At 56.6% G+C, this 22601-nt stretch carries 14 protein-coding genes and 2 pseudogenes; 9 read left to right on the forward strand and 7 right to left on the reverse strand.

Annotation, left to right across the window (positions count from 1 at the left end; all coding sequences use genetic code 11):
* Nucleotides 1-28: 28 nt before the first annotated feature.
* A pseudogene (locus FFH21_RS12255) lies at nucleotides 29-1880 on the reverse strand (ABC transporter ATP-binding protein).
* Between the two features lie 101 nt (nucleotides 1881-1981).
* Complete coding sequence (locus tag FFH21_RS12260; protein ID WP_011168490.1) at nucleotides 1982-2608, reverse strand: TetR/AcrR family transcriptional regulator; 627 nt, start codon at nucleotides 2606-2608, stop codon at nucleotides 1982-1984.
* A gap of 110 nt (nucleotides 2609-2718) precedes the next feature.
* Between FFH21_RS12260 and FFH21_RS12265 the strand changes: the two genes are divergently transcribed.
* A complete protein-coding gene (locus FFH21_RS12265) occupies nucleotides 2719-3906 on the forward strand; it encodes an MFS transporter (protein ID WP_011168491.1) in 1188 nt (395 codons plus the stop codon).
* A 106-nt stretch (nucleotides 3907-4012) separates the two neighbouring features.
* Here FFH21_RS12265 and FFH21_RS12270 read toward each other — a convergent pair whose 3' ends face one another.
* Together FFH21_RS12270 and FFH21_RS12275 are read right to left on the reverse strand one after the other, a co-directional pair.
* Nucleotides 4013-4705, reverse strand: coding sequence for a hypothetical protein (locus tag FFH21_RS12270; RefSeq protein ID WP_002553325.1), 693 nt, complete (start codon nucleotides 4703-4705; stop codon nucleotides 4013-4015).
* Between the two features lie 389 nt (nucleotides 4706-5094).
* Nucleotides 5095-6198: an IS5-like element ISPsy19 family transposase gene (locus FFH21_RS12275; protein ID WP_004665003.1), complete on the reverse strand. Its 1104-nt coding sequence runs from the start codon at nucleotides 6196-6198 to the stop codon at nucleotides 5095-5097.
* A 73-nt stretch (nucleotides 6199-6271) separates the two neighbouring features.
* Between FFH21_RS12275 and FFH21_RS12280 the strand changes: the two genes are divergently transcribed.
* The gene (locus FFH21_RS12280; RefSeq protein WP_019741982.1) at nucleotides 6272-6736 is read left to right on the forward strand and encodes a hypothetical protein; all 465 of its coding nucleotides are present in this window, start codon (nucleotides 6272-6274) and stop codon (nucleotides 6734-6736) included.
* Here FFH21_RS12280 and FFH21_RS12285 read toward each other — a convergent pair.
* Nucleotides 6703-7617 (reverse strand): LysR family transcriptional regulator, encoded by a 915-nt coding sequence (locus tag FFH21_RS12285; RefSeq protein ID WP_002553328.1) that lies wholly within the window; start codon nucleotides 7615-7617, stop codon nucleotides 6703-6705. The genes FFH21_RS12280 and FFH21_RS12285 overlap by 34 nt on opposite strands.
* Before the next feature lie 309 nt (nucleotides 7618-7926).
* Here FFH21_RS12285 and FFH21_RS12290 point away from each other — a divergent pair, with 309 nt between their 5' ends.
* Nucleotides 7927-8949 (forward strand): zinc-dependent alcohol dehydrogenase family protein, encoded by a 1023-nt coding sequence (locus tag FFH21_RS12290; RefSeq protein WP_011168492.1) that lies wholly within the window; start codon nucleotides 7927-7929, stop codon nucleotides 8947-8949.
* 52 nt (nucleotides 8950-9001) lie between these two features.
* Here FFH21_RS12290 and FFH21_RS12295 read toward each other — a convergent pair whose 3' ends face one another.
* Entirely contained in the window at nucleotides 9002-12361 is a 3360-nt protein-coding gene (locus FFH21_RS12295) for an insecticidal toxin complex protein (protein ID WP_230851961.1), read from the reverse strand.
* 132 nt (nucleotides 12362-12493) lie between these two features.
* Between FFH21_RS12295 and FFH21_RS12300 the strand changes: the two genes are divergently transcribed.
* Entirely contained in the window at nucleotides 12494-13753 is a 1260-nt protein-coding gene (locus FFH21_RS12300; protein WP_004666928.1) for an IS256-like element ISPsy17 family transposase, read from the forward strand.
* A gap of 65 nt (nucleotides 13754-13818) precedes the next feature.
* Here FFH21_RS12300 and FFH21_RS12310 read toward each other — a convergent pair.
* Nucleotides 13819-14682 (reverse strand): annotated as a pseudogene (locus FFH21_RS12310) (Tc toxin subunit A); the annotation flags it as partial.
* Between the two features lie 12 nt (nucleotides 14683-14694).
* Between FFH21_RS12310 and FFH21_RS30330 the strand changes: the two are divergent.
* The 5 genes from FFH21_RS30330 (at nucleotide 14695) to pgm (ending at nucleotide 22537) form a co-directional block, all read left to right on the forward strand.
* Nucleotides 14695-14955: a hypothetical protein gene (locus FFH21_RS30330; RefSeq protein ID WP_134933116.1), complete on the forward strand. Its 261-nt coding sequence runs from the start codon at nucleotides 14695-14697 to the stop codon at nucleotides 14953-14955.
* Nucleotides 14956-15341: 386 nt separating this feature from the next.
* Nucleotides 15342-16844 carry a hypothetical protein gene (locus tag FFH21_RS12320; protein ID WP_011168495.1) on the forward strand — a complete coding sequence of 501 codons (1503 nt, stop codon included), beginning with the start codon at nucleotides 15342-15344 and terminating at the stop codon, nucleotides 16842-16844.
* Nucleotides 16845-16935: 91 nt separating this feature from the next.
* Complete coding sequence (locus tag FFH21_RS12325; RefSeq protein ID WP_011168496.1) at nucleotides 16936-18342, forward strand: PLP-dependent aminotransferase family protein; 1407 nt, start codon at nucleotides 16936-16938, stop codon at nucleotides 18340-18342.
* A 105-nt stretch (nucleotides 18343-18447) separates the two neighbouring features.
* The gene (locus FFH21_RS12330) at nucleotides 18448-20775 is read left to right on the forward strand and encodes an ATP-dependent DNA helicase (protein ID WP_019741978.1); all 2328 of its coding nucleotides are present in this window, start codon (nucleotides 18448-18450) and stop codon (nucleotides 20773-20775) included.
* 115 nt (nucleotides 20776-20890) lie between these two features.
* Nucleotides 20891-22537, forward strand: coding sequence for a phosphoglucomutase (alpha-D-glucose-1,6-bisphosphate-dependent) (gene pgm / locus FFH21_RS12335; protein WP_011168498.1), 1647 nt, complete (start codon nucleotides 20891-20893; stop codon nucleotides 22535-22537).
* The last annotated feature ends 64 nt before the right edge of the window (nucleotides 22538-22601 follow it).

Here is a 22601-nt window from a genome sequence, read left to right on the forward strand (position 1 = left end):
GACCTGGCCGGGCTATTGGTCAGTCTGCCTAATCGATGATATCGGCCACACCCTGATCCTCCCCGAGAAATCCGCCGCTCTGGTGCTGCCACAGCCGCGCATAGGTACCGTTTCTGCCCAGCAGTTCGGCGTGAGTGCCTTGTTCGATGATGCGGCCATCGTCCATGACAATCAGCCGGTCCATGGCGGCAATCGTGGACAGACGGTGGGCGATGGCGATCACGGTCTTGCCCTGCATCATTTCATCGAGGCTTTCCTGGATTGCCACTTCGACTTCCGAGTCCAGCGCGCTGGTGGCCTCGTCCAGCAGCAGGATCGGCGCGTTCTTGAGCATCACCCGGGCAATCGCGACACGTTGACGCTGGCCGCCCGACAGCTTGATGCCACGCTCACCCACCAGAGTGTCGTAGCCGCTATTGCCTTGCTTGTCGCTCAGTTGGCTGATGAACCCATCGGCCTGGGCACTGGCCGCCGCGCTGTGGATTTGCGCATCAGTCGCGTCGGGACGGCCATAGGCGATGTTGTCGCGAATGGAACGGTGCAGCAGGGACGTGTCCTGAGTGACCATGCCGATGGCGCTACGCAGGCTGTCTTGAGTGACATGCGCAATATTTTGCCCGTCGATGCTGATCGCTCCTTCGTCCACGTCATAGAAGCGCAACAGCAGGTTGATGAGTGTGGACTTACCGGCGCCGGAGCGACCCACCAGGCCGATTTTTTCACCCGGCCGAATGGTCAGGTTCAGGGCATCGAGCACCTGACGTTCACCGTTGTAATTGAAACTCACATTATCAAAGGTTACCGCACCACCCGTGGTGACCAGGGCGGCTGCATCCGGCGCATCCTGAACCTTGGGGCCGCGGGTCAAGGTTTCCATACCGTCCTGTACGGTGCCAATGTTCTCGAACAGCGAGGTCATTTGCCACATGATCCAGTGCGACATGCCATTGACGCGCAACGCCATGGCGGTAATCGCTGCAACGGCACCGGTGCCAACCTGACCCTGGTGCCACAGCCACAGGGCATAACCACCTGCACCCATGATCAACGCAACGACCAATACCTGATTGACGATCTCGAACTGGCTGACCAGGCGCATCTGGCGAAAGCCGGTGAGCTTGAAGTCCTCCATTGCAGCACGTGCGAAGTGCGCCTCGCGTTTGGAGTGGGAGAACAGCTTCACCGTGGTGATGTTGGTGTAGGCATCCGAGATACGCCCGGTCATCGATGAGCGCGCGTTAGCCTGCTCCTGTCCGACTTTGCCCAGGCGAGGCACGAAATACAGCATGGCCAGACCGAACAGGGCGATCCAGGCAATGAAAGGCAGCATCAGCTTCAGGTCGAAGCCGCCGGCCAATGCAATAATCGCGATGAAGTACACCCCGATTCCGGGTGCGATTTCGATGAGGGTGAACAGCACCTCACGCACCGACAGGGCCGTCTGCATCACCTTGGTGGTGACACGGCCAGAGAATTCATCGGAGAAAAAAGAAAGGCTTTGGCGCAACATCAACCGATGGAAATCCCAGCGCAGCCGCAATGGCAGGTTGATCGCCAATACCTGGTGCTGCACCATCGTACGCAACGCCACCAGCCCGATGCTGGTCAGCAATACCAGACCGATGCCCCACAGCACGCTACTTTCCTGCATGGCCGTCGCGTCGCCGGCCTTCCACGCCGACAGCAGGTCCAACCTGTCCGAGGAAAGAAAACAGCCACGCTTCGTAAATCGATACGCCGGCACTCAATAGCGCAAGCGCCAGGATATAGCCACGAGCCCCCCGTGTGCAGGCCCAGAGAAACCGCACCAGACCGTCAGGAGGCGGCGGCACTTCGTCGGGCGGGAAGGGGTCGAGCCATTTTTCAAACGCGCGAAGCATGGTGGTCTCCGAAAGGATTTAGTGAAGATTCTGGCATTGGACGCCTGTGCACAATGCGTCGAGGCATTACCAGGGAATGCAGAGGTTTCTGAGCTTACGGGTCATTGGTCGTCGGCAACACTACGCAGGCTATCCCACAGTCCCATCATTTGAGTGACTGCAGCATCCAGTGTGGCATATGGAACACCGTCGCGAGCCAGTGTAGACAAGCCCAGAAGAAAACTGTCGAACGCAGCAGCGAGGGTCTCCGGTATCACCGTCGCGGGCAGCTCCCCTGCGGCAACGGCGCGGTGGATGCAGGCAACGATACCCGCACGATTCAGGTTCCGGGCTTTTGCGAGCGGTGCGGAAATAGCCTTGCTCTCTTCCGTGCAAGCGCTCATCAGGCCTAACGCCACCAGGCATCCCTTGGGATGATCGGGCTCGCACTGCATTTTTGCGGACCGGCGAAGGGTAAGTTCAATCGCCTCCCTGGGCGGCAGAGTGTTGTCAAACAGGCTGTCGGTAACCCGGCCGTGGGTGTTGAGGTAGCGCTCCATCACCTCATTGAACAGCGCCTGTTTCGAGCCAAAAGCGGCGTAAAAGCTTGGCGCGGTAATGCCTCCGCCTATGTTCGCCTTCAATTGGCTCAAGGATGTCGCATCGTATCCATGCTCCCAGAACAAATGCAGCGCCTGATTGATTGCCACGTCACGGTCAAACGTGCGCGGACGTCCCATCTGTGCCATGTCGAGTCTCCTCCAGAGTTATTTAAATACTAGTCGATACATAAGTCGTTGACTACCTGGCGAGCTCTGCCTATATTTGTATCGATCAGTATATTAGTGGAGAGATTCGAATGACGACAGACGAGAGACAGCGCGAAAAACTTCCGCTCGGGGCATTGCTGGCGCTGGCGATGACAGGGTTCATTTGCATCGTGACTGAGACGTTGCCCGCGGGTTTGCTGCCAGAGATCGGCAGTGGCCTGGGAGTCTCGGCATCGTTTGCAGGGCAAATGGTGACTGTTTATGCGTTGGGCTCACTGTTGGCAGCCATTCCGCTGACCATCGCTACGCAGAGCTGGCGCCGCCGAACAGTCTTGTTGCTGACGATTGTCGGCTTCCTGATATTCAATTCCGTCACTGCGCTGTCTTCCAGCTACTGGCTGACCCTGATCGCGAGGTTTTTCGCTGGCGTCTCTGCGGGGCTGGCCTGGAGCCTTATCGCGGGTTACGCACGACGTATGGTCGTCCCGCAATTGCAGGGCCGCGCGCTGGCGGTCGCGATGGTAGGAACGCCCATCGCGTTGTCATTGGGCGTGCCTCTGGGAACCTGGCTGGGCGGGTTGATGGGCTGGCGCATGGCATTCGGGTTGATGTCCGGAATGACCCTGCTGTTGGTCATCTGGGTGCTGATCAAAGTGCCGGATTACCCTGGCCAGTCCGCTTCACAGCGCATGGCATTGCGTCAGGTCTTTTTCACCCCAGGCGTACGCTCGGTACTGGGAGTGGTCTTCACTTGGATGCTGGCTCACAACATTCTTTATACCTACGTCGCGCCGTTTGTTTCCGAGGCCGGGTTGGCGAGTGACGTTGATTTGGTATTGCTGACATTTGGTGTCGCCGCGCTGGCAGGCATCTGGGTAACGGGACGGCTGGTTGATCGTCATTTACGCAAGACCGTGCTGGCCAGCCTCGCGAGCTTTGCGGCGGTTTCGGTGTTCCTGGGCCTGTTTTCTGGCTCGGCCCTGGCCATCTATGTAGGCGTATTTATCTGGGGCCTGACCTTTGGGGGGGCCGCCACGCTTCTGCAAACCGCGCTCGCCGACTCGGCAGGTGAGGGCGCTGATGTGGCGCTTTCGATGAATGTCGTTGTCTGGAACAGCGCTATTGCAGGCGGTGGGCTACTGGGCGGTGTGTTGCTTGGGCAGTGGGGCGTGAGCTCGTTTACGTGGGTCTTGTTTGCATTGTTAGTGCTGAGCCTGGTTATTGCGCTGCGTGCGCGGGCTCATGGTTTTGCGAGAGGCGATCGGCTGATGGAGTAAATCGGTGCCAGTGGCTGGAGACAACCACTGGACTTGCTCTTCGCTCAACACATGGTCGTCGGCGAGGCGAGCGCCATGGCGTTATCGCATCGCCGGCCGATCGTCATTACGCAATGCTGTAAGCGTTGAATGCCTTGCCCTGTTGCAGGGCGGTGACGATGTTTTTACGGGTCACCGGCAGTTCGCTGCCTTCATTGTCGACGAAGGTTGTTTCCTGCAGTTCGGCGGTGTCGCCTTCGCCGACAAAGGTGAAACCAAGGAACTCGAGAGCTTCGCGGTCGACATTAAGGTTGGAACGCGGGGTGCGCAACGGCAGGCTGACACTCTGGCCATCCTTGCTGATGGTGTAGACCTCGGCTTCCTTGCGGGCACGCGTCGTTTTGCTCTTGGCGGTATTGGGGTTGCTGATCGCCTGATGCGTCTGGTTCAGCACCTTGAGCGCCAGGCCATATACCAGCTCCTGAAACGCCGGATCATTCTTGTAGCTGGACAGGATACGGCTGATCGGGAACTGCGTGCCAAGATCAGCCAGTGCTGCGCTGTCTGCTGCTTCGGCATCCTTGAGGCGCTTCAGTTGGCCCATCAGTTCGTAAGCTTTGTCGTCATCGTGCTCATCCTGCGCCAGGCGAATGGCTGCACGCAGCTCACGGATTTCTTCGCTTTCCTTGGCGGTCTGGAACGCATCAAGCACCATCTCGCTGATGGTCTTGGCCTGCGGCACGTGCTGGGAAAGACCAATTGCGCTTTCGTATTCCAGCTTGGAGGAGGTCAGGGCTTCGTTGGTCTGGGAATCAGGCATTGAATTTCACTATTTCAGGTTTGAGGCATTTCAGATGTGAGGCGCGAAAGGCTCAGGGCGTTTCGGGGGGCGTAATTTAGTGGAGCAACGCGAGGATGTCACGGGTCATTAGCCAGGAGGTGTGACTTGGCACCTTCAGCGACATTATTGGGCTTGTGGTGATTGGCTGACTCTGGGACACGCAATTGCACACTTTTTTACCCTCAGTCAGGTCCTTGGGCTCCTTTGACACGGAGCCGGATGCGCGAAAGGCGAAATGGTTTTGCGCATATGCAGTATCGCGATCAGGCTATCTGATGGGTTGGCAGCATTTGCCGGTCTCGATCCTCGGGGAATCGTGTTCACTCCCGCTTTTGTACTAACGAGGCGTTAAGAGGGTGTAGACAAAATCATGTAGTGAGTCGGCGCGCGAGTATTCGAGCCTCGGCCAACCAAACCCATGCCTCGCTTACCGCAAAAAGGCAATCATGATGCATGATCAGTCGCCGAGCTCTCTCATTCCAGGCATGAGTTCGCTCCACTACCCATCGCTTGGGCATGACCACAAATCCAGTCTGAACAGGCTCCACGGAAAATAGATCGCCTTGTTCAGAGTGCCATTGCCCTGTTCTTCTGTTATTCGGGCCACGGATCACTTGAACATCGATAGCGTGCAGTTGATGGGTGCGCTGTGCCCATTTTCCTGCGTACGCACTATCAACAAAAAGCGTGCTCAGTGACGGATATTTTTCCTTCGAGTACGCCACCGCATCATCCGCCGCGTCACGATCCTGCACGCTTGCAGCACTGATACTGACAGCCAGCAGCAGGCCCAATGTATCGACAATCAGACTTCGTTTACGCCCCTTCACTTTTTTGCCTGCGTCGTAGCCGCTGTCACCGCCTTGAGGAGAACTGCGGGTCGACTGTGAATCCAGGATCGCTGCTGACGGGCTGTCAGCGCGTTCTTCCCGCTCACGCCATTGAGCTCGCAAGCGATCATGCATTTGCTCGAACTTGCCTTGAGCGCTCCACCGGCGGAACGTTTTGTAGACATTGTCCCAATGAGGAAAATCGCGGGGTAGCATTCGCCATGAGCACCCCGTGCGTACGACATAGCAACAGGCTTCCAGCAACGTGCGCCGAGAGTGAAGCGGTGGCACTCCTCGTCCGCCCTGGCTTTCAAACAGGTCGGCGACCAGTGCCCACTCGGTATCTGTCAAGCAACTCGGATATAGCTGCTCCGGCAGTTGGCGGCGGTGGGTTTCATTGTAGCCATAGGCTTTATTAGGTTCAGGTGACTGAAAACTTCCCTTGGCCCGCTGCTTTACACGCGTAATCCCTGCCATTTTCAACGCTTTTGCAAAGGTGTCGGGATGCGCAGTGATACCGGTTTCGGCGAAGAATACGAGCGCCAATTCGGCCTGGCTGGAATAGGGCTGTGCATGAGCGAGTTTCACCAGCACGGGATAGTGCTCGGCGGCAATCGAGCGAGGACGTCCGGTTTTAGGCATGGCTTGAGGGCTATTCAGACAAGGGAGTGAAAGTTTAATTTATTTTGTCTACACCCTCTTAAGGATAGCGTTGATGGTCGATGTCAAAAAAGACAAAGAGTTACTGAGAAAAATCATACGCGAAGAGTATGACAAGCCTGGTGCTGCTGCGAGGGCCAAAAAAATTGCTTTTCCCCTTCTTCCCAACAAACTGTTTAAGTTTCGGGGTATTACTAATGGTGCCCTTGATAATTTCGAAAGCGATACTTTGTTCTGCGCGAAGCCTAAAACTTTCAACGATCCCTTTGATTGTGGCTTGAACTTTAAAGTGCCTGATGAGCGTGCTTTACTATCAACTGCGCTGGTGCAGATTGGGTTGAGCACCCCGGCCAGATTGGAGTTGATACGGAAAGCTCCTGATGTGTATGCTGCTTTCGCTGATATTGCAAGTGAACTAAAAGGTAGCGCTGAAGTAACGGATAATTCTGAATTAGCAATGATGATACAAAGCCTGCTCGACGACCCCTATAAACTATCCGGATCCCCAAAAAACATCTGAATCCGCGACCTCAACCAACGCTCCCCCGGATCATTATCCTGCGCGCCCCTCCAGGCCATGTGCAGTTCGAACGTGCGGGTTTCAATCGGCAGGTCTTCAGACCGAACGCCCCCAGCGGCTGTTAGCACCTGCGCGGCGTAGTCAGGCACGGTGGCGATGATGTCGGTGCCGGTCAGCAGTGTCGCGAGGCCATTGAACTGTGGCACGGCGAGGACGACGTGGCGTTTGCGGTCGATTTTTTCCAGGTGCTCGTCAATGAACCCGCTCAGGTCGCCAGCGAAGGAGACCAGTGCGTGGGGGCGGGCGCAGAAGTCGTCGAGGCTCAAGGGGCCGGGTATCGAGTCGGCGCGCAGCAATTGCGGCTTGCTCCTGCGCAGAACCTTGCGCTTGGCGTTGGCAGGCAGGTCCTGGGTGTAGCTGACGCCGACCGAGATTTCACCCGAGGCCAGCAATGGCGGCATGAGGATGTAATTGACTCGTCTGACCACCAGCACGATCCCTGGAGCTTCAGAGCGCAGGCGTTTGAGCAGGGTGGGCAGCAAGGCGAACTCGACGTCGTCCGACAAGCCGATGCGGAATACCGAGGTGCTGGTGGCCGGGTCGAACTCTGACGCACGGCTAACCGCTGTCGAGATGGAGTCGAGTGCCGGGGAAAGCAGGCCGAATATTTCTGTGGCGCGGGCGGTGGGCTCCATACTGCGTCCGGTACGCACGAACAGTGGGTCGTCGAACAGGCCACGCAGACGAGAAAGTGCTGCGCTGATGGCTGGCTGGCCCAGAAACAGCTTTTCCGCCGCACGTGTAACGCTGCGCTCATGCATCAGGGTTTCGAAAACGATGAGCAGATTGAGGTCGACGCGACGCAGGTCGTTACGATTCATGCGGAATATCTCGGGCCATTTGTCGGTTGGGACGTGAGCAGGGTGCGATAGTACGAGCAAATGCGGGTCTGGCGCAGGGAAAATTAATGGCAAGGCCACGGAATGTCCACATGGCTTGCAATGTCTCGTCGACATGCGAACAATGGCGGCCATTGCGCATCGTGGCTTCCAGACGCTTTCTGGCTGCGACATGCAGCTCACAGGACACAATCGATGACAGGCATGTCGACTATCAATAGCCACCGATAGTGTTCCCGGCAATGCCCGGATAAAGTTTGTGGCATCAAGGTTTACCAGGCGAGGTTCTAAATGTCCCGCACGATCCGTTTTCACCAGTTTGGCCCGGCCGAGGTGCTCAAGCTCGAAGAGCATCCTGTCGCGTCGCCTGTTACCGGCGAGGTGCAGGTGCGCGTCCAGGCCATCGGTGTCAGCTGGTACGACGTTCTCTGGCGACAAAATCTCGCGTCTACCCAGGCCAGGCTGCCTGCCGGCCTGGGTTATGAGATGGCTGGCGTGGTGACTGCGCTGGGCGATGGGGTCGACGATTTGCAAGTCGGCGACAAGGTCGCCAGCTTTCCGGCAGCCGATGCCAACCAGCACCCGGTCTATGGCGAAACCATCGTATTGCCGCGTCGGGCATTGACTCGCTACCCGGATGTGCTTTCGCCGGTCGAGGCCAGCGTGCATTACACACCGTATCTGGTGGCGTACTTTGCCTATGTTGACCTGGCGCGTATCAAGTCCGGGCAAACCGTGCTGGTCACTGACGCCAGCCACTGTTCCGGTCCTGCTTTCGTGCAGTTGGGCAAGGCGCTGGGCGTTCGGGTGATCGCCGCGACCAAAACCGAAGATGCCCGTGAGTATTTACAGTCGCTGGGTGCCGACAAGGTGGTGGTCACCGAAGAGCAGGATTTGCTGATGGCGATCAACAAATACACCGAAAACCGTGGTGTCGATGCCGTTTTCGATGGCCTCGGTGGCCCGCAGATGTCGATCATGGGTGATGTGCTCGCGCCACGCGGCAGCCTTGTGTTGTATGGCCTGCAAGGCGGTAATCAGACGCCGTTCCCGGCCTGCGCTGCGTTCCAGAAAAACATTCAGTTCTACGTGCACTGCCTGGGCAATTTCACCGGCAAGCCGGAATTGGGTATTACTCAGGATGAGGCTGCACTGCAACGCGCCTTGCAGCAGATCAATCAAATGACCGCCGACAAGGTACTTGCGCCGTTGCAGACGCGCAGCTTCCCGTTCGATCAGGTAGTGCAGGCGCACCGTTACATGGACGTCTGCCCAATTGGCGGGCGTGCGGTGCTGGAAGTCGAATCGGTCTAATATTTTTTTGCCCTGTAATAAAAAAGCCCTCCGCTCTGGAGGGCTTTTGCATTCAGGAGTTTGGCGTTTCCTGCTCCTTCAATAATTGCTTGATGGATGACGCGAACTGACTGCCACTCTCTGCGGCGGTGTAGACGATGTGCAGTTGAATGTCGGTAACCGCAGCTTTGTTGTCTTTTCCTATGAATTGCTTCACAACTTCTGCATCTGGAAATTCCAGCGTCCAGTTGGATATCGCGCCTGTCCCTTCAAAAGGCAAATAGCGCCCATCGTCGAACATCAGCTCGCACAGCCAGTCTTCGCTGCCTATGCCCCGGCCGTCGTCCGACAGGCTGGAAGACAGCGCGATTTGCTGTTGCGCGCGCAGATTGGTCTTGAGGTACGGGTTGGACTTGCGTGTTCCGTACAAAAGCCTGGTGGCTTCGATATCCGGTCTGACCAGCGTGGTGCTGCCGGTCTGGGTAAGCACCGCGCAGAGGTTCTGCAAGCCGTCCGGATCACCGGATTGCAGCTTGAAGGACACCGACACATGCTTGAGTTGGCGCAGATAGTGCCCGGGGTAATTACGATCAAAGTCAGCTGCTTTCAAGGAGAACATGAGCGGCTTGATGCTCAGTTCCTGCAAAGCTTTAAGCCACTTGCTGTCTTCAATGATCTCCATTTGGGATTTGAGCGAAATGGTTTTGCGAATGTTCATCCGCCGTTCGGAACCCTGCAGGTAGGCAGCCTCCATTTCCAGCACATCCAGTTGCAACGACTCTCCGGCCAGCATGCCACGGAAGTTGTCATTCCAGCCCCTGGTACGAATGAACTGCGGACGTTCGTAGTCACCCATTTCGTAGCGCCAGGCACCCTCGAGGGCAAGGCACATTGAAAGTACCGCATCGTAGGCCGGAGCGTAGATGGCAGCCATCCGTGCGACCAGCCAGTTGTAGGTAGGAAGGATGGTAAAACCGTTAGTCATGGAAACATAGGTCTCTTGCAATGCGACACGCTGAGCCTTGGCTTCTTCAACGCTGATTTTTGCTGCCTTGATAAGGATGTCCTGCTCGACAATTTGATGCTCAATGGTCTCTTGTTCATATTGAGCCAGATCGATTTCAAGGTTCCATTCCCGCGATCTGCGCTCGTATTCGGCTTCTGTGCTCAACCTGGCTGATAGATCGGCAAGTGACTGGCCCATGATATGAGCGATAGCAATACTGGCACGTACTGGGGCAGAGTAAGAGTGCCCACCATTTGCAAGACCGAAGATGGTAGGCAACGCGCCAAGTGTTCCTGCGACGACTTCGGGTACTGAGACAGCGGATTGGGTAGCTGACGAGAGGGTCTTGTACGTCATGGCAGCAGATTCAAGTGGGGTCCGCTCTTCGTTGAACTGACTCAAATAAAAGGAATGTCTTCGTTGTGCCGATTGGGTACTGGTGATCAGTGTCTGCCTGGCTGCCAGTGCAGCGTTCAGTGCTTCGGTCTGGAGCGTGACAGTGAAATCGGCGAGCTTGATCTGTTGCTCTTGCAATTGTACCGCCAGCGTCAGGTTTCCTTGTCTTTCCATAAGCAGTATGGCGTGACGACCCATTTCAATCAGCCTGTTGATAGCCTGCTGTACTTGAAACAGCTGTGCACGAAAGCGATAAGGCGGTATCAGGGCGGTGTCGCTGTTAAAGGTGGTGCGCAACCCGCTGCTTTTGCCTGACGTCTGTGCGAATGAATCCTCAGTTGCATAGAGAGGCAGGGTGGGAATGATTTTGCCGTCAAGTGTCAAGCCGTGTCGGAGGTTGAACAGGCGCTGATCGACCGTCTTGCGCAGATCGGTTAGGTGAGCGTTGAGCGGTTTACGGAACGCACCTTCGGTTACGTCTTTGAGTGGCTGTGCCGTCCAGTTGTCCACTCCCGACGTTTGGGTAATCGGTCCGATCAATTTGAGTGCTTGTTGATAGCTGAGCCAGGCCTGGGTGAGGCTGTCTCGCGTCAGTTGTCGATAATAGTGATCGCCCTCGCGCTGCCAATGCTCTACCAAAAAAAGGAACACGGCCTGCCGATAATGACGGGACGAGGTGAAGGCCCGTGTCGCCGGGTCAACAGAGTCGTCAAGTTGCGACGTGCCTGTGCTGATGTCGGCAAGCGGACGAGTGCTCCATAGTGCTGGTTGGCCTTGTTCGCCCTGTCCGATACGGTACGGGTCAAAGAGGTGCTCAGTACACCAGCTCAACGCCTCCTGAAACTGTTTCTCCTCGCTGAGGCGCGAGGCAACCAGAAACGGCAGATGCATGAACAATTCGCGGAAGTAGCGCCCGTTAGCACCATGAAAATCCACCGGTACCGTATTTTCTGTTTTGATGGCAGGCTCCAAAAGCATCTGGGTATCCCATGCCAGCACGCGATCGACCGACTGCGTGGCCCGGCTGACCAGTTGCTTGCCGAACAGAGTGTTGAGCCGGATGGTGCTGAAAGGGAGGTCTTGCATACCAGTGAGTTGCAGGTAAAGGGCCTGTTCCGGGGTGCGGGTGATTTTGCAGTCCCATTGAGTGGACGTTCGAGACGAGACTATTGTGACTTCGTGGAGTTGATTGACCGCCCAGCGGTTCACCCCCACCAACCCCACTTGATAAGTACCAGGTGAGATCTCATCAAGATCTGCTTCGATAAACGCATCCCCATTGGCGACTACCTCTTTTCTGGCACGCTCTACGAACGTTTCGTCAGCGGCAGCTTTGGTAAGGATTTTCAGCTGTATGGAGGCAAAGGCGGCATCACCCTGAAGGGCAGACGATGCGCCGTAGGGCAGCGGTATTTGCTGCAAAAAGTTGAATGAAATACGTAAGGTTTTGTTCAGTGGTCTTTTTACATAAGTCGATAGCGTGCTTGGCGACGCCTTGACTGAAACGAAGGTGACAGGATGGTTGCGGGTGGCGTATCCGAATGCTCCTGGGGTTCCCACTTCAGACGTGAAAATTAATGTGGCAGTTAGATTTCCGTTTGTTGATGTGGTTTTGAGATCCAAGGTTTTTATGTGTTCAATCAAATATTCGGGTGTTTTTATTGTGTTGTTTTTTCTGAAAAAACCAGAGAAAAAGTTTGTGTTTAAATTGCCTGCTACGTTGCCTGTACGGCCATTTAGTGAGTCGAGCATTGTTTTTAAGACGGCCTTGAGTTGTTTTGTAGTGGGTGATGATATGCCCATGATGTTGAGTATTTTGGTAAGGTAGAGTTCAAGTCCGGTATCATGCTCAAAGTCTTGCATGGCGAGTGCTTCAATAGAGTTTCCCTGTGACGTGTTTTTCATAAGAATCAGTGAGACAGAGTCTTCAGTGTTATTCAGTTTTGTTATCGGTTTTACAGGGAAACCGCTTTCAGGAAGTTGAAACTCAAGCTTGGAGGATTGGCTGGATAAGACGTCACCTGCGTACACGTGCTGAATCCTTCGAGCGTCTTTGTACTCAGCATAAAATGCAGGAAAAAGTTTGCTTTCGTTGCCGTCTTCGTTTACGGAGACTGTCAGAAATTTTGTGTTCGGGCATAACATGTAGCTAGAGGTGCATGTATGCCGACCAAAAAGAAGTCCGCCAATGCAACAGCGAGGGAGTTGCCCTCGATTCCCCAAGAGCTGATCGAGCAGTTTGTTAAAGGCCCGATGAGCGCCGAAGCCATTCAAGACGCGTCCATGGCGTTCAAGAAGGCTCTGATCGAGCGTGCGCTAGGCGCCGAGCTGGGTCACCACCTTGGTTACCCTCAGGGCGCGGAGCGCCCTGAGGAGTCGACCAATCAGCGCAATGGCAAAAGCAGCAAGACGGTTCTGACCGACGACGGGCCGCTTCGCCTGGATATCCCCAGAGACCGCGATGGTAGCTTCGCCCCGATCCTGATTCCCAAGCACGAACGCCGTTTTACAGGCTTCGACGACAAGATAATTGCCATGTACGCCCGGGGCATGACGGTGCGTGAGATCCGCGCTTTTCTATCTGAGCAGTATGGAACTGACGTGTCCCATGACTTCATCAGCTCAGTCACCGATGCGGTCATGGAAGAGGTGGGCGCTTGGCAGCAACGACCCTTGGAACCGATGTATCCGGTGATCTTCTTCGATGCGTTACGGGTCAAAATCCGGGACGAGGGGTTAGTGTGCAACAAGGCTATTTATCTGGCGCTGGGGGTATTACCTGATGGCACGCGCGACATTCTGGGTATATGGATCGAGAGCACCGAGGGTGCCAAGTTTTGGATGAAGGTGTTCAACGACCTCAAGACTCGTGGCGTTGAAGATGTTCTGATCGCCGTCACGGATGGCCTCAAAGGAATACCGGAGGCGTTGGGGGCGGTTTTTCCTGCCACGACGCTGCAAACCTGCATCGTGCATCTGATCCGCAACAGCTTGGACTATGCCGCTTGGGATAAACGTCGGGCACTGGCCAAAGCACTCAAGCCGATCTACCAGGCGATCAATGCCGATGTGGCTGAGCAAGAGCTTAACGCCTTTGAAGCGGGCCCCTGGGGCAAGCAGTATCCGACTGTAGTTGCTGCATGGCGTCGCGCCTGGGATCGGGTTATACCGTTTTTTGTTTTTCCGGCGGGCATTCGCAAAGTGGTTTACACGACCAATGCCATCGAGAGCATCAATGCCCAGTTACGCAAGATCATCAAGACTCGAGGGCACTTCCCGACCGATGAGGCTGCGACGAAACTGATATGGCTTGGGTTGCGCAACATCACCGCCAACTGGGGTCATGCGGCACACGACTGGAAAGTGGCAATGAATCAATTTGCGATCCTGTACGGAGACCGATTTACCAGACCGAGCTGGTAAAACAAGGGCCTGCCTGACGGCAGGCCCTAACCAGCCCGAACACAAAAAAACTGATACTCCCCTCAGGGCACTGTAATGGTGATTGCCGGGCTGCTGGCGTTGTTGATAAACGAGGCACCGTAAACCTGACTGGCCGCAACCTCTGTTTGCGATGCGGCCGGGAGGTGTTGGGAACGTTTTACCGTGGTGCTGAAGCCGGTCTGCCTTCCATCGTCCGTGCTTTTGAGGGCAAGCAGGTCGTAAAGGTCTTGTTCGCTCAGCCCGGTCTGGTGGCGAAACAGGGCTACATCGCTGATCGCCACCAAGGCCTCGGTTGCGCTACCGGCCACGCCGTAGGCAGTCTTGAAAAAATCGGTTTTTGCCGCAGTCTCATTGTCCAGCAGCAGTGTATGCAGTGCTGGATCAAGACCGCTGCCCGACAGCATCGCCGCACGCAGGTCTTTCTGGCGAAAGTTCTGGTAGCAGAAGTTGGGATAATCATAAGACGCAAGCTTGTGCACATCGAACAGCGTGGTGTTTTTCTGCTCGAGTACCGCCCGGACCTGCTGGAAAGCCAGATGGAATGGTAGCGTTACATGACTGCCCGATGCGGCGATGGCTTCTGGCAATGGCGTGCTGCCAGCCAGTATTTTCGCGGGATGAGCAAGTATTTCTATTACCAGTTTCAGCGCTGACACTGTCTGACAGGTGCTGTCCTCGTCGAGCAGCAGATCGCCCAGTGCAGGGCGCCGCACACCGAGCTTGATGGCCTTGCTGTCGGCCATGATTTCCAGCTTGATGGCTCGTTGATACAGGTGGATCAGGTAAGCGAGAGGCCCGTCGTTGGAGTCCAGCGCGCCCGAGGAGGTGGTGTGCGCAAGGTTTTCCGGAAACAGACTGGCGTAGGTCGGAGATGAACTTTTTTCGAGGGAAGCGGATGGCAGGGCCATGGTTGTACGTCCTTGTTGAGTTTGAAAACTCCTTGTGCGTCTTTAATGCAGAGCGCATTGATCAAGCTTAGGACAGAGTGGGTCGATGTCGGTGAGTGCCGCTTAGAACCTTTGGCGATGATCGAGACAATTGAATGCCGGCTGTGTGATATTTCACCTCGACAATGCCGCGCCGGGCACGATGCTCTTTATGGCTTCATTGAAAGTACCGGTTCAGTTCCGCTGGACGAAGGTAAATATGGAGCTGTGGGCGACATGAGTATTAAAGTTTAATCAATCTGTCAGGATGCGCACAATGCCACTGGTGTTTCCTACAGGGCAGAGTAAAAGCATCATTGTATGTCGATACGCTCTTGCTCGCCGAGAGCTTCCTATAGAGGGATCTGGCGTGGAGTATAATTGGCAAAATAATAAGTCCTTGGCTGCTGAATGAGTGAGGCGTTTAAACGCGTTGTCTAATACGGCCGCCTTATGTAAACATTCTGCGTTGTTTTCAAAAGAAAACTGTCTATTGTAATTGTTTTGAAGATATTGATAATGCGTCGGTAATTACCACTCAGGGAATGAGTCATGCTCGACTATAAACTTGGTTGTCAGCTTGATGTTCAATGTTCTGCCTGCACCGTGTCGCGTCTTGAGCGACAGGCAGGTGACACACAATGAGCTCTATCCACGAACAGGCAATGAATTACGTCTATCAGCAAGTATTGCAACGTTTGCTGGGGTATTTCACCCGTGCGGAACGCACGGCGTTGCAGTTGTTGATTCAGCGATTGATTGTCGCGGCTGGCGGGATCGAGCGGATTTCCGGTTTCAAGGTGCTGGTGGCGTTCGGCGGTGGCAAGGACAGTGCCTACACGCTGGCCTTTTTGCGCGCCGCCCAGTTGAGCATTGCCTGTCGATCGCCCGGTACGTTCAATTTGCGGGTCGTCAATCGACGCCACGCGGGAATGACACCCGCGGTGATGGATAACATCAACCGCACCTATTCAGCATTGTTTTTGTATGACGACCCGCGCGTCGAAACGCTGGTGATCGACAACCAGTACACCCAGGCCTTCGAGCCGGATCTGCCTTTTTCCAGCGCAGGGCGCGAGCAGAATCGCCTGGACATGCTGCTCGGTGGACATCTGTCCGCAGGTGACGCGCGCACCACGTTTTGCAATACCTGCTATCTGGGGCTGGCGGAATTTCTGGGGCGCGCGTTGAGCTGGGGTAACGGTGTCGATGCTGTGGTCAGCGGCGATTCACGCAGGGAGCAGCGGCAGTACGCGACGTGGATCATGCGTTTGGCCCAGCGCACCAGGCAGTACACGGGCAGTTGGGGTAACCAGACGCTGACTGGCGTACTCAAGGTCATCGACACGATCGGCCAGGCGTATTACCACGAACTGTACGGGGACGGCGAAGACAGCCCGCGGGCAAACCGATCCATAGCGGTCCCTGAAAAAGCCAACGCGCCAGCCTTTATCACCATCGCCGATCTGGTCAGTTGCAAGGCAGACGAGCACTGGAACCTGCTGACTGAATTCCTTGATTTCCGCTTCGATGATCTGTCGTTCAGCTTCAGTGAGTCCGATTGCGCCAATCCTTTGCTGATGGCTCATATGCGGGGCCTGACTGCGCAGTACCTGCAAGAGCGCAATTATGCCGACGGGATAGCCGAATACCTTGAGCTGGCAACATCGCTGATGCGCAGAAAGCAGATGCCGCCACGATTGATTGATCAGGCGCTCAGCGCTTATGCCGGGCGGGCGCGAATCGAGACGCGTCGCGAGCTGGCCTCAGGCTTCGCTCAGGAGGGGTTTGGCCTGAACGAGACTCAACTGGTCTGCATGCTGTTCTCGCCATTCGTCAATCAGGGCGATGGCCTGGAATCATTTCTGCGCCGCTGCCATCCCGGCATGCTGGTGGCACTGCCGGATCTGCACAAGGTGCTCTCGGGCTCGACGGCCCCGGATCAAGTGATGCAGTGGCTGGTGGATATCAGCGGTCTGAGCCTCCAATCGCTGCAAAACCTTTACGGCAAACAACGGGTGAACTTCGATGACCCGCATTCGATCATCGCCAGAATTCGCGCTGCCGATCCTGACAAACGCCGAATCATGACCGTTGACCCGGCGACCGGTCAGGCAGTGGTCGAGATGCTTTCCGGGCGCTGAACCGGTTTCGGATCATGGCTGCTGTCGGCAACCGGCATCAGTCATGTCGCGACTTTCTAAAGCCTGGTCTGGCTGAGCGGCGGATACCTGGATGAAAAACAACATGGATTTCGCTTACCAGGCGGTTTACCGCTATCTGGTGCGGCTGGTTGACCAGCAACAAGGCGAGCTGGCGCTGAAGATGCCATCACTGCGACAGCTGGCGCAGCGACTGAGCGTATCTATATCCACGGTGCAAAGCGCCTATTCGCTACTGGAAAAGGAAGGGCGCGTCTATTCGCTTCCCAAGTCGGGCTATTACTCGGCACCGTGCAGCGGGAACAGGGCGGGGCGGGCATGTTCTGACAGCGATGGCGATCTGTTACACGTACTGTGCGATAACGCCAGTCGTCCGGGCATGTCGCTGCTGGGTTGTGATGAACCGACCCTTCTGTATGCACAGGAAAGTCCGCTACCGGCAATGGAGCGAGAACTGACTCGGCATTATCCGCGCCTGCGGGAGCCAGGTTTTCAGCCGTTTGGCGAGCCAGAGCTGCGCACCGCGTTGGCAGCCCGCTACACCCGTGATGCAGAACACTGCTGGCACGCTGACAATGTCTATATCGCCCCAGACCTGCATGGGGCGTTCAAGGCCGTTATCGAAACGTTGGGGCTGCGTGGCACTGTGGTGTTGGTGGAGTCGCCCTGCGCCTGGGCGTTGCTGCGCTTGCTGCAATCATTCGACATTCGCGTTATCGAGCTGCCACTGGACGAGACCGGCAGCCTTGATCCTGCGCGACTCGATAACCTGTTGCGCGACAATGATATCGGGCTTGCCGTGTTGCCTTCTTTACTGAACCCGGTGCAAGGCAGCATGCGCCCTCCGGGTAACAGCGAGGCCGTTGCGCAAGCGTTAAATCGCCATCAAGTCTGGGTGCTGGAAAATGACAGCCATGCGGGTTTGCAATTTGCTTACGAGCAGATCCCTCTGCGCCACTGGGTTGACCCGCAGCGTCTGGTGATTATCGGCGCATTTGACAAGAGTCTTGGGCCTGAAGCCCCTTACGGCTATCTGCTGTGCAAAACCCTTGAGGTGCGCTGGCAGCAGTATTTTTGGCTGCGAGCATTCGAACTGCCGCCGATTCGTCAGCGAGCCATTGCCAGGCTGTGCAGCAGTGGTCGTCTGGACAGGCAACTGATGGCGTTGCGAGAAACCCTGGCCAGACGCATGCAGTCGATGACAAGACAACTGGATGAACAGACGGGCGGAACGTTGCGTTATCAGGTACCCGAGGGCGGCTGTGGCGTCTGGGCCGAGAGCGTACACCCCGTGGACATGCGCCAGGTTTTCGACAGGCTACTTGCCCAGCGTATCGTCATTACTCCCGGCGAACTGTTCAGCCTGCAAAACCGCTACGGGCAGCATTTGTGGATCAGCTACGCCATCGACTGGAGCCAGGATCCGGCCGCGCGCCTGGGCGCGTTGGGAGAAGCGTTAGCACAGGCGCGTCTGCCCTAGACACTGACATCGCAGGCCGTCGATCCATTTATGTTTGCCAGACGTGATTCAAGGCTGTTAACTGGACGCCTGTCCAGTATTTACAACCTACGGCTTCCCAGCGCAGTGACCCCGACCGCCCCTGTAAAACCCGACTCCGAGCCAGCCCTCATCAGCGAATCGCCTGCACGTTATGTCGTGGCCGTGCGCGCACTGTGCGAGTTCACCGCCAAGGTCGGCGATCTTGACCTGCGCTTCACACCATCGCCAACGGCTCAGGAAGGGATTGCCGGACACCGTACGGTCGCGTCGCGTCGTGGTGCTGACTACCAGGCTGAGCTCTCATTGAGTGGTGACTATCGCAAGCTGACGGTAAGGGGCAGGGCGGACGGGTACGACGCCGGTCGCAATCAGCTGGAAGAAGTGAAGACCTATCGCGGTGAACTCGACGCGATGCCGGCCAACCACCGTCAGTTGCACTGGGCGCAGGTGAAGGTCTACGGCTGGCTGCTTTGCCAGCGCCTGCAGCTTGAGAGCGTGACGCTGGCCCTGGTGTATTTCAACATTGTCAGCGAGCAGGAAACCCTGATTCGCGAGTCATTCAGTGCAACGACGCTGCAACAGTTCTTCGAGCAACAGTGCACGATATTCCTCGGCTGGGCGCAGCAACAGATGGCGCATACGCAGGCGCTGCACAAAACGCTGGGCAGCCTGAAGTTCCCTCACGCGTCCTTTCGAACCGGGCAACGGGTGCTGGCCGAGTCGGTGTACAAGGCGGTGAGCACCGGCTGTTGTCTGATGGCTCAGGCACCCACGGGCATCGGCAAGACGGTGGGCACGCTGTTTCCATTGCTCAAGGCGGCGCCCGGTCAGCAGCTTGACAAGATTTTCTTCCTCACCGCCAAGACTCCCGGGCGTCGGCTGGCGCTGGATGCGCTTGAGGTCATCAATCACAGTGCGCCGGAGCTAAAGCTGCGGGTGTTGGAACTGGTGGCGCGGGACAAGGCCTGCGAGCATCTGGACAAGGCTTGTAACGGAGATTCCTGTCCACTGGCCAATGGCTTTTACGATCGTCTGCCAGCGGCCCGCGCCGCTGCACTTGAGTCGCCCTGGCTGAATCAGGCCAGCGTGCGCGAGGCCGCATTGCGGCATCAGGTCTGTCCGTATTACCTCAGCCAGGAACTGGCACGCTGGGCTGATGTAGTAATCGCTGATTACAATTATTACTTCGACCTCAGTGCGCTGCTGTTCGGCCTCGGCCAGCTCAATCAGTGGCGCGTGGCGGTGCTGGTCGACGAAGCGCACAACATGGTCGAGCGGGCCCGGCAGATGTACAGCGCCAGTCTTGATCAGAGCCAGTTGAAAGCCCTGATCCAGACGTCGCCCGAACCCGTTAAAAAAGCCTTGCAGCGTCTCGACCGGCAATGGAATGCGCAGCACAAAGTGCAGCCCGCTGCCTATCAGGCGTACTCGGCGGCACCGGAAAAACTCATCGGCAGCCTGAACCAGTGCATCTCGACCATTGGTGATCATTTCAACGAGCACCCGCAGGCAGTGGATGGCACGTTGCAGGGTTTCTATCTGGAAGCCATCGGCTTTGCGCGCATTGCCGAGCTGTTCGACGAGCATTTCATATTCGACATCACCCGGCGCGAGGCGGGCGGCAAGCGCATTCTGTCGCGCCTCAGCCTGCGTAACGTGGTTCCAGCACGCTTCATCCGTCCGCGCCTGACCGCTGCGCGCAGCACCGTGCTGTTTTCCGCAACGCTCAACCCGCGGCATTACTATGCGGACCTGCTCGGGCTGCCGGTCAACACAGCGTGGATCGATGTGGAATCACCGTTTAATCACGACCAACTCGACGTGCGGATTGTCAGCCGCATTTCCACCCGTTTCACTCATCGTCAGGCCTCACTGGCACCGATTGTCGAGCTGATGGCGGAGCAGTTCGAAGCGCGGCCAGGTAACTACCTGGCGTTTTTCAGCAGTTTTGATTACCTGCAACAAGTGGCTGAACTGATGGCGCAGACTCATCCGCACATCACCCTCTGGCAGCAGGCGCGGGGCATGGGCGAGAGTGAGCGTCACGCGTTTCTCGACCGCTTTACCCTGAGCAGTCAGGGCATCGGTTTTGCCGTACTGGGCGGTGCCTTTGGTGAGGGTATCGACTTGCCGGGCGCACGGTTGATCGGCGCGTTCATCGCCACCCTGGGGCTGCCGCAGCTCAACCCGGTCAACGAGCAGTTCAAGCAGCGCATGGCTGCACTGTTCGGTGCTGGCTACGACTACACCTATCTTTACCCCGGCGTGCAGAAGGTGGTGCAGGCAGCGGGGCGGGTGATCCGCAGCCAGAGTGATCGTGGCGTGGTGATGCTGATCGACGATCGTTTTGCCGAGCACAAGGTCAGGCAGCTGTTTCCGGCGTGGTGGCGGCCTGAAACGTCAACGGCTTAGGGATCGATACTCAAGCAGCGCTGTCGAACTGCCAGTAAACTGCCGCATCGATTATGTTTTTACCTGCAGCAAGTCTTTATTTTTTCTCCGTATTTCATTTCTTAGTGGAGGTTGTATGAGTCTCAGTCCTTTCGCCGGCAAGCTGGCACCTGCGCAGTTACTGGTCGATATTCCGAGACTGGTCACGGCTTACTACACCGGTCAACCTGATGCATCGGTATCTGCTCAACGCGTTGCGTTCGGCACTTCCGGACACCGTGGCACGTCGTTCGATCTGGGCTTCAACGAATGGCACGTGTTGGCTATCAGCCAGGCGATCTGCCTGTACCGAAAGGCAAATGGTATCGACGGCCCTTTGTTCCTTGGCGCTGATACCCATGCGTTGTCCACGCCAGCCGCTGCCACTGCTCTTGAAGTGCTGGCTGCCAACGGCGTAGAGGTGATGATCTCGCAAGGCGATGAATACACGCCAACCCCTGCGGTGTCTTACGCCATCATCTGTTACAACCGTGGCCGTACTTCGGGGCTGGCTGATGGCATCGTCATTACGCCGTCGCACAACCCGCCGCAAAGCGGTGGCTTCAAGTACAACCCGCCCAATGGCGGCCCGGCTGACAGTGATATCACCAAGTGGATCGAGAACAAGGCCAACGAACTGCTGGCCGAGAAAGTCATTGGCGTTTCACGCATCAGCCATGAAAAAGCACTGCGTGCCGACACCACTCACCGCCATGACTACGTCAACACTTACGTAGCCGACCTGAAGAACGTCATTGATCTGGACGCTATTCGCGATTCGGGTCTGCGTCTCGGTGTCGACCCGCTGGGTGGGGCCGGGGTGAACTACTGGTCGGCGATTGGCGAGCATTACGGCCTGAACCTGGATGTGGTCAATAGGTTTGTCGATCCTACGTTCCGTTTCATGACCGTTGACTGGGACGGCCAGATTCGTATGGACCCGTCTTCCAGCCATGCCATGCAGAGCCTGATCGGTCTCAAGGACCGTTATCAAGTGGCATTTGCCTGTGACCCGGATCACGACCGCCACGGCATCGTGACCCCGAGCGGTGGCCTGATGACGCCCAACAGCTACTTGGCGGTATCCATCGACTACCTGTTCCAGAACCGTCCTGAGTGGCGCGCCGATGCGGCAGTCGGCAAGACTGTGGTCAGCAGCGGCATGATTGATCGTGTGGCTGCGCGCCTGGGTCGACGCCTGTACGAAGTGCCGGTCGGCTTCAAGTATTTCGCGCAGGGCCTGTTCGAGGGTTCGTTGGGCTTTGGCGGTGAAGAAAGCGCCGGCGCCTCGTTTCTGCGCCGCGACGGTACTGTCTGGACCACCGACAAGGACGGTCTGATTCCGGCCTTGCTGGCTGCGGAAATGACTGCCCGTACCGGTCGTGACCCAAGCGAAACGTACAAGACCATGACCGACGAACTGGGCGAACCATTCTCGACTCGCGTCGACGCCAAGGCCAACCCGCAACAGAAGACGCTGCTGAGCAAGCTGTCGCCGGAGAAGGTGACTTCCACCGAGCTGGCGGGGGAGCCGATTCAGAAAGTGCTTAGCAACGCGCCGGGTAATGATCAGGCGTTCGGTGGCGTGAAAGTCATGACTGAAAACGGCTGGTTTGCGGCACGCCCTTCAGGCACCGAGGACATCTACAAGATCTACGCCGAGAGTTTTGTCAGCGAAGATCACCTCAAGCGCCTGGTAGCAGAAGCTCAAGTGCTGGTGGACGGGGCGATTTCGCCGAAATAATCACTGCTTTCGTCAAGGCTCGAAAAACCTCGAACCTCAACCGGTTCGGGGTTTTTCACCTTTT

The organism is Pseudomonas sp. KBS0707 (assembly GCF_005937945.2).
Taxonomy (GTDB): Bacteria; Pseudomonadota; Gammaproteobacteria; order Pseudomonadales; family Pseudomonadaceae; genus Aquipseudomonas; species Aquipseudomonas amygdali.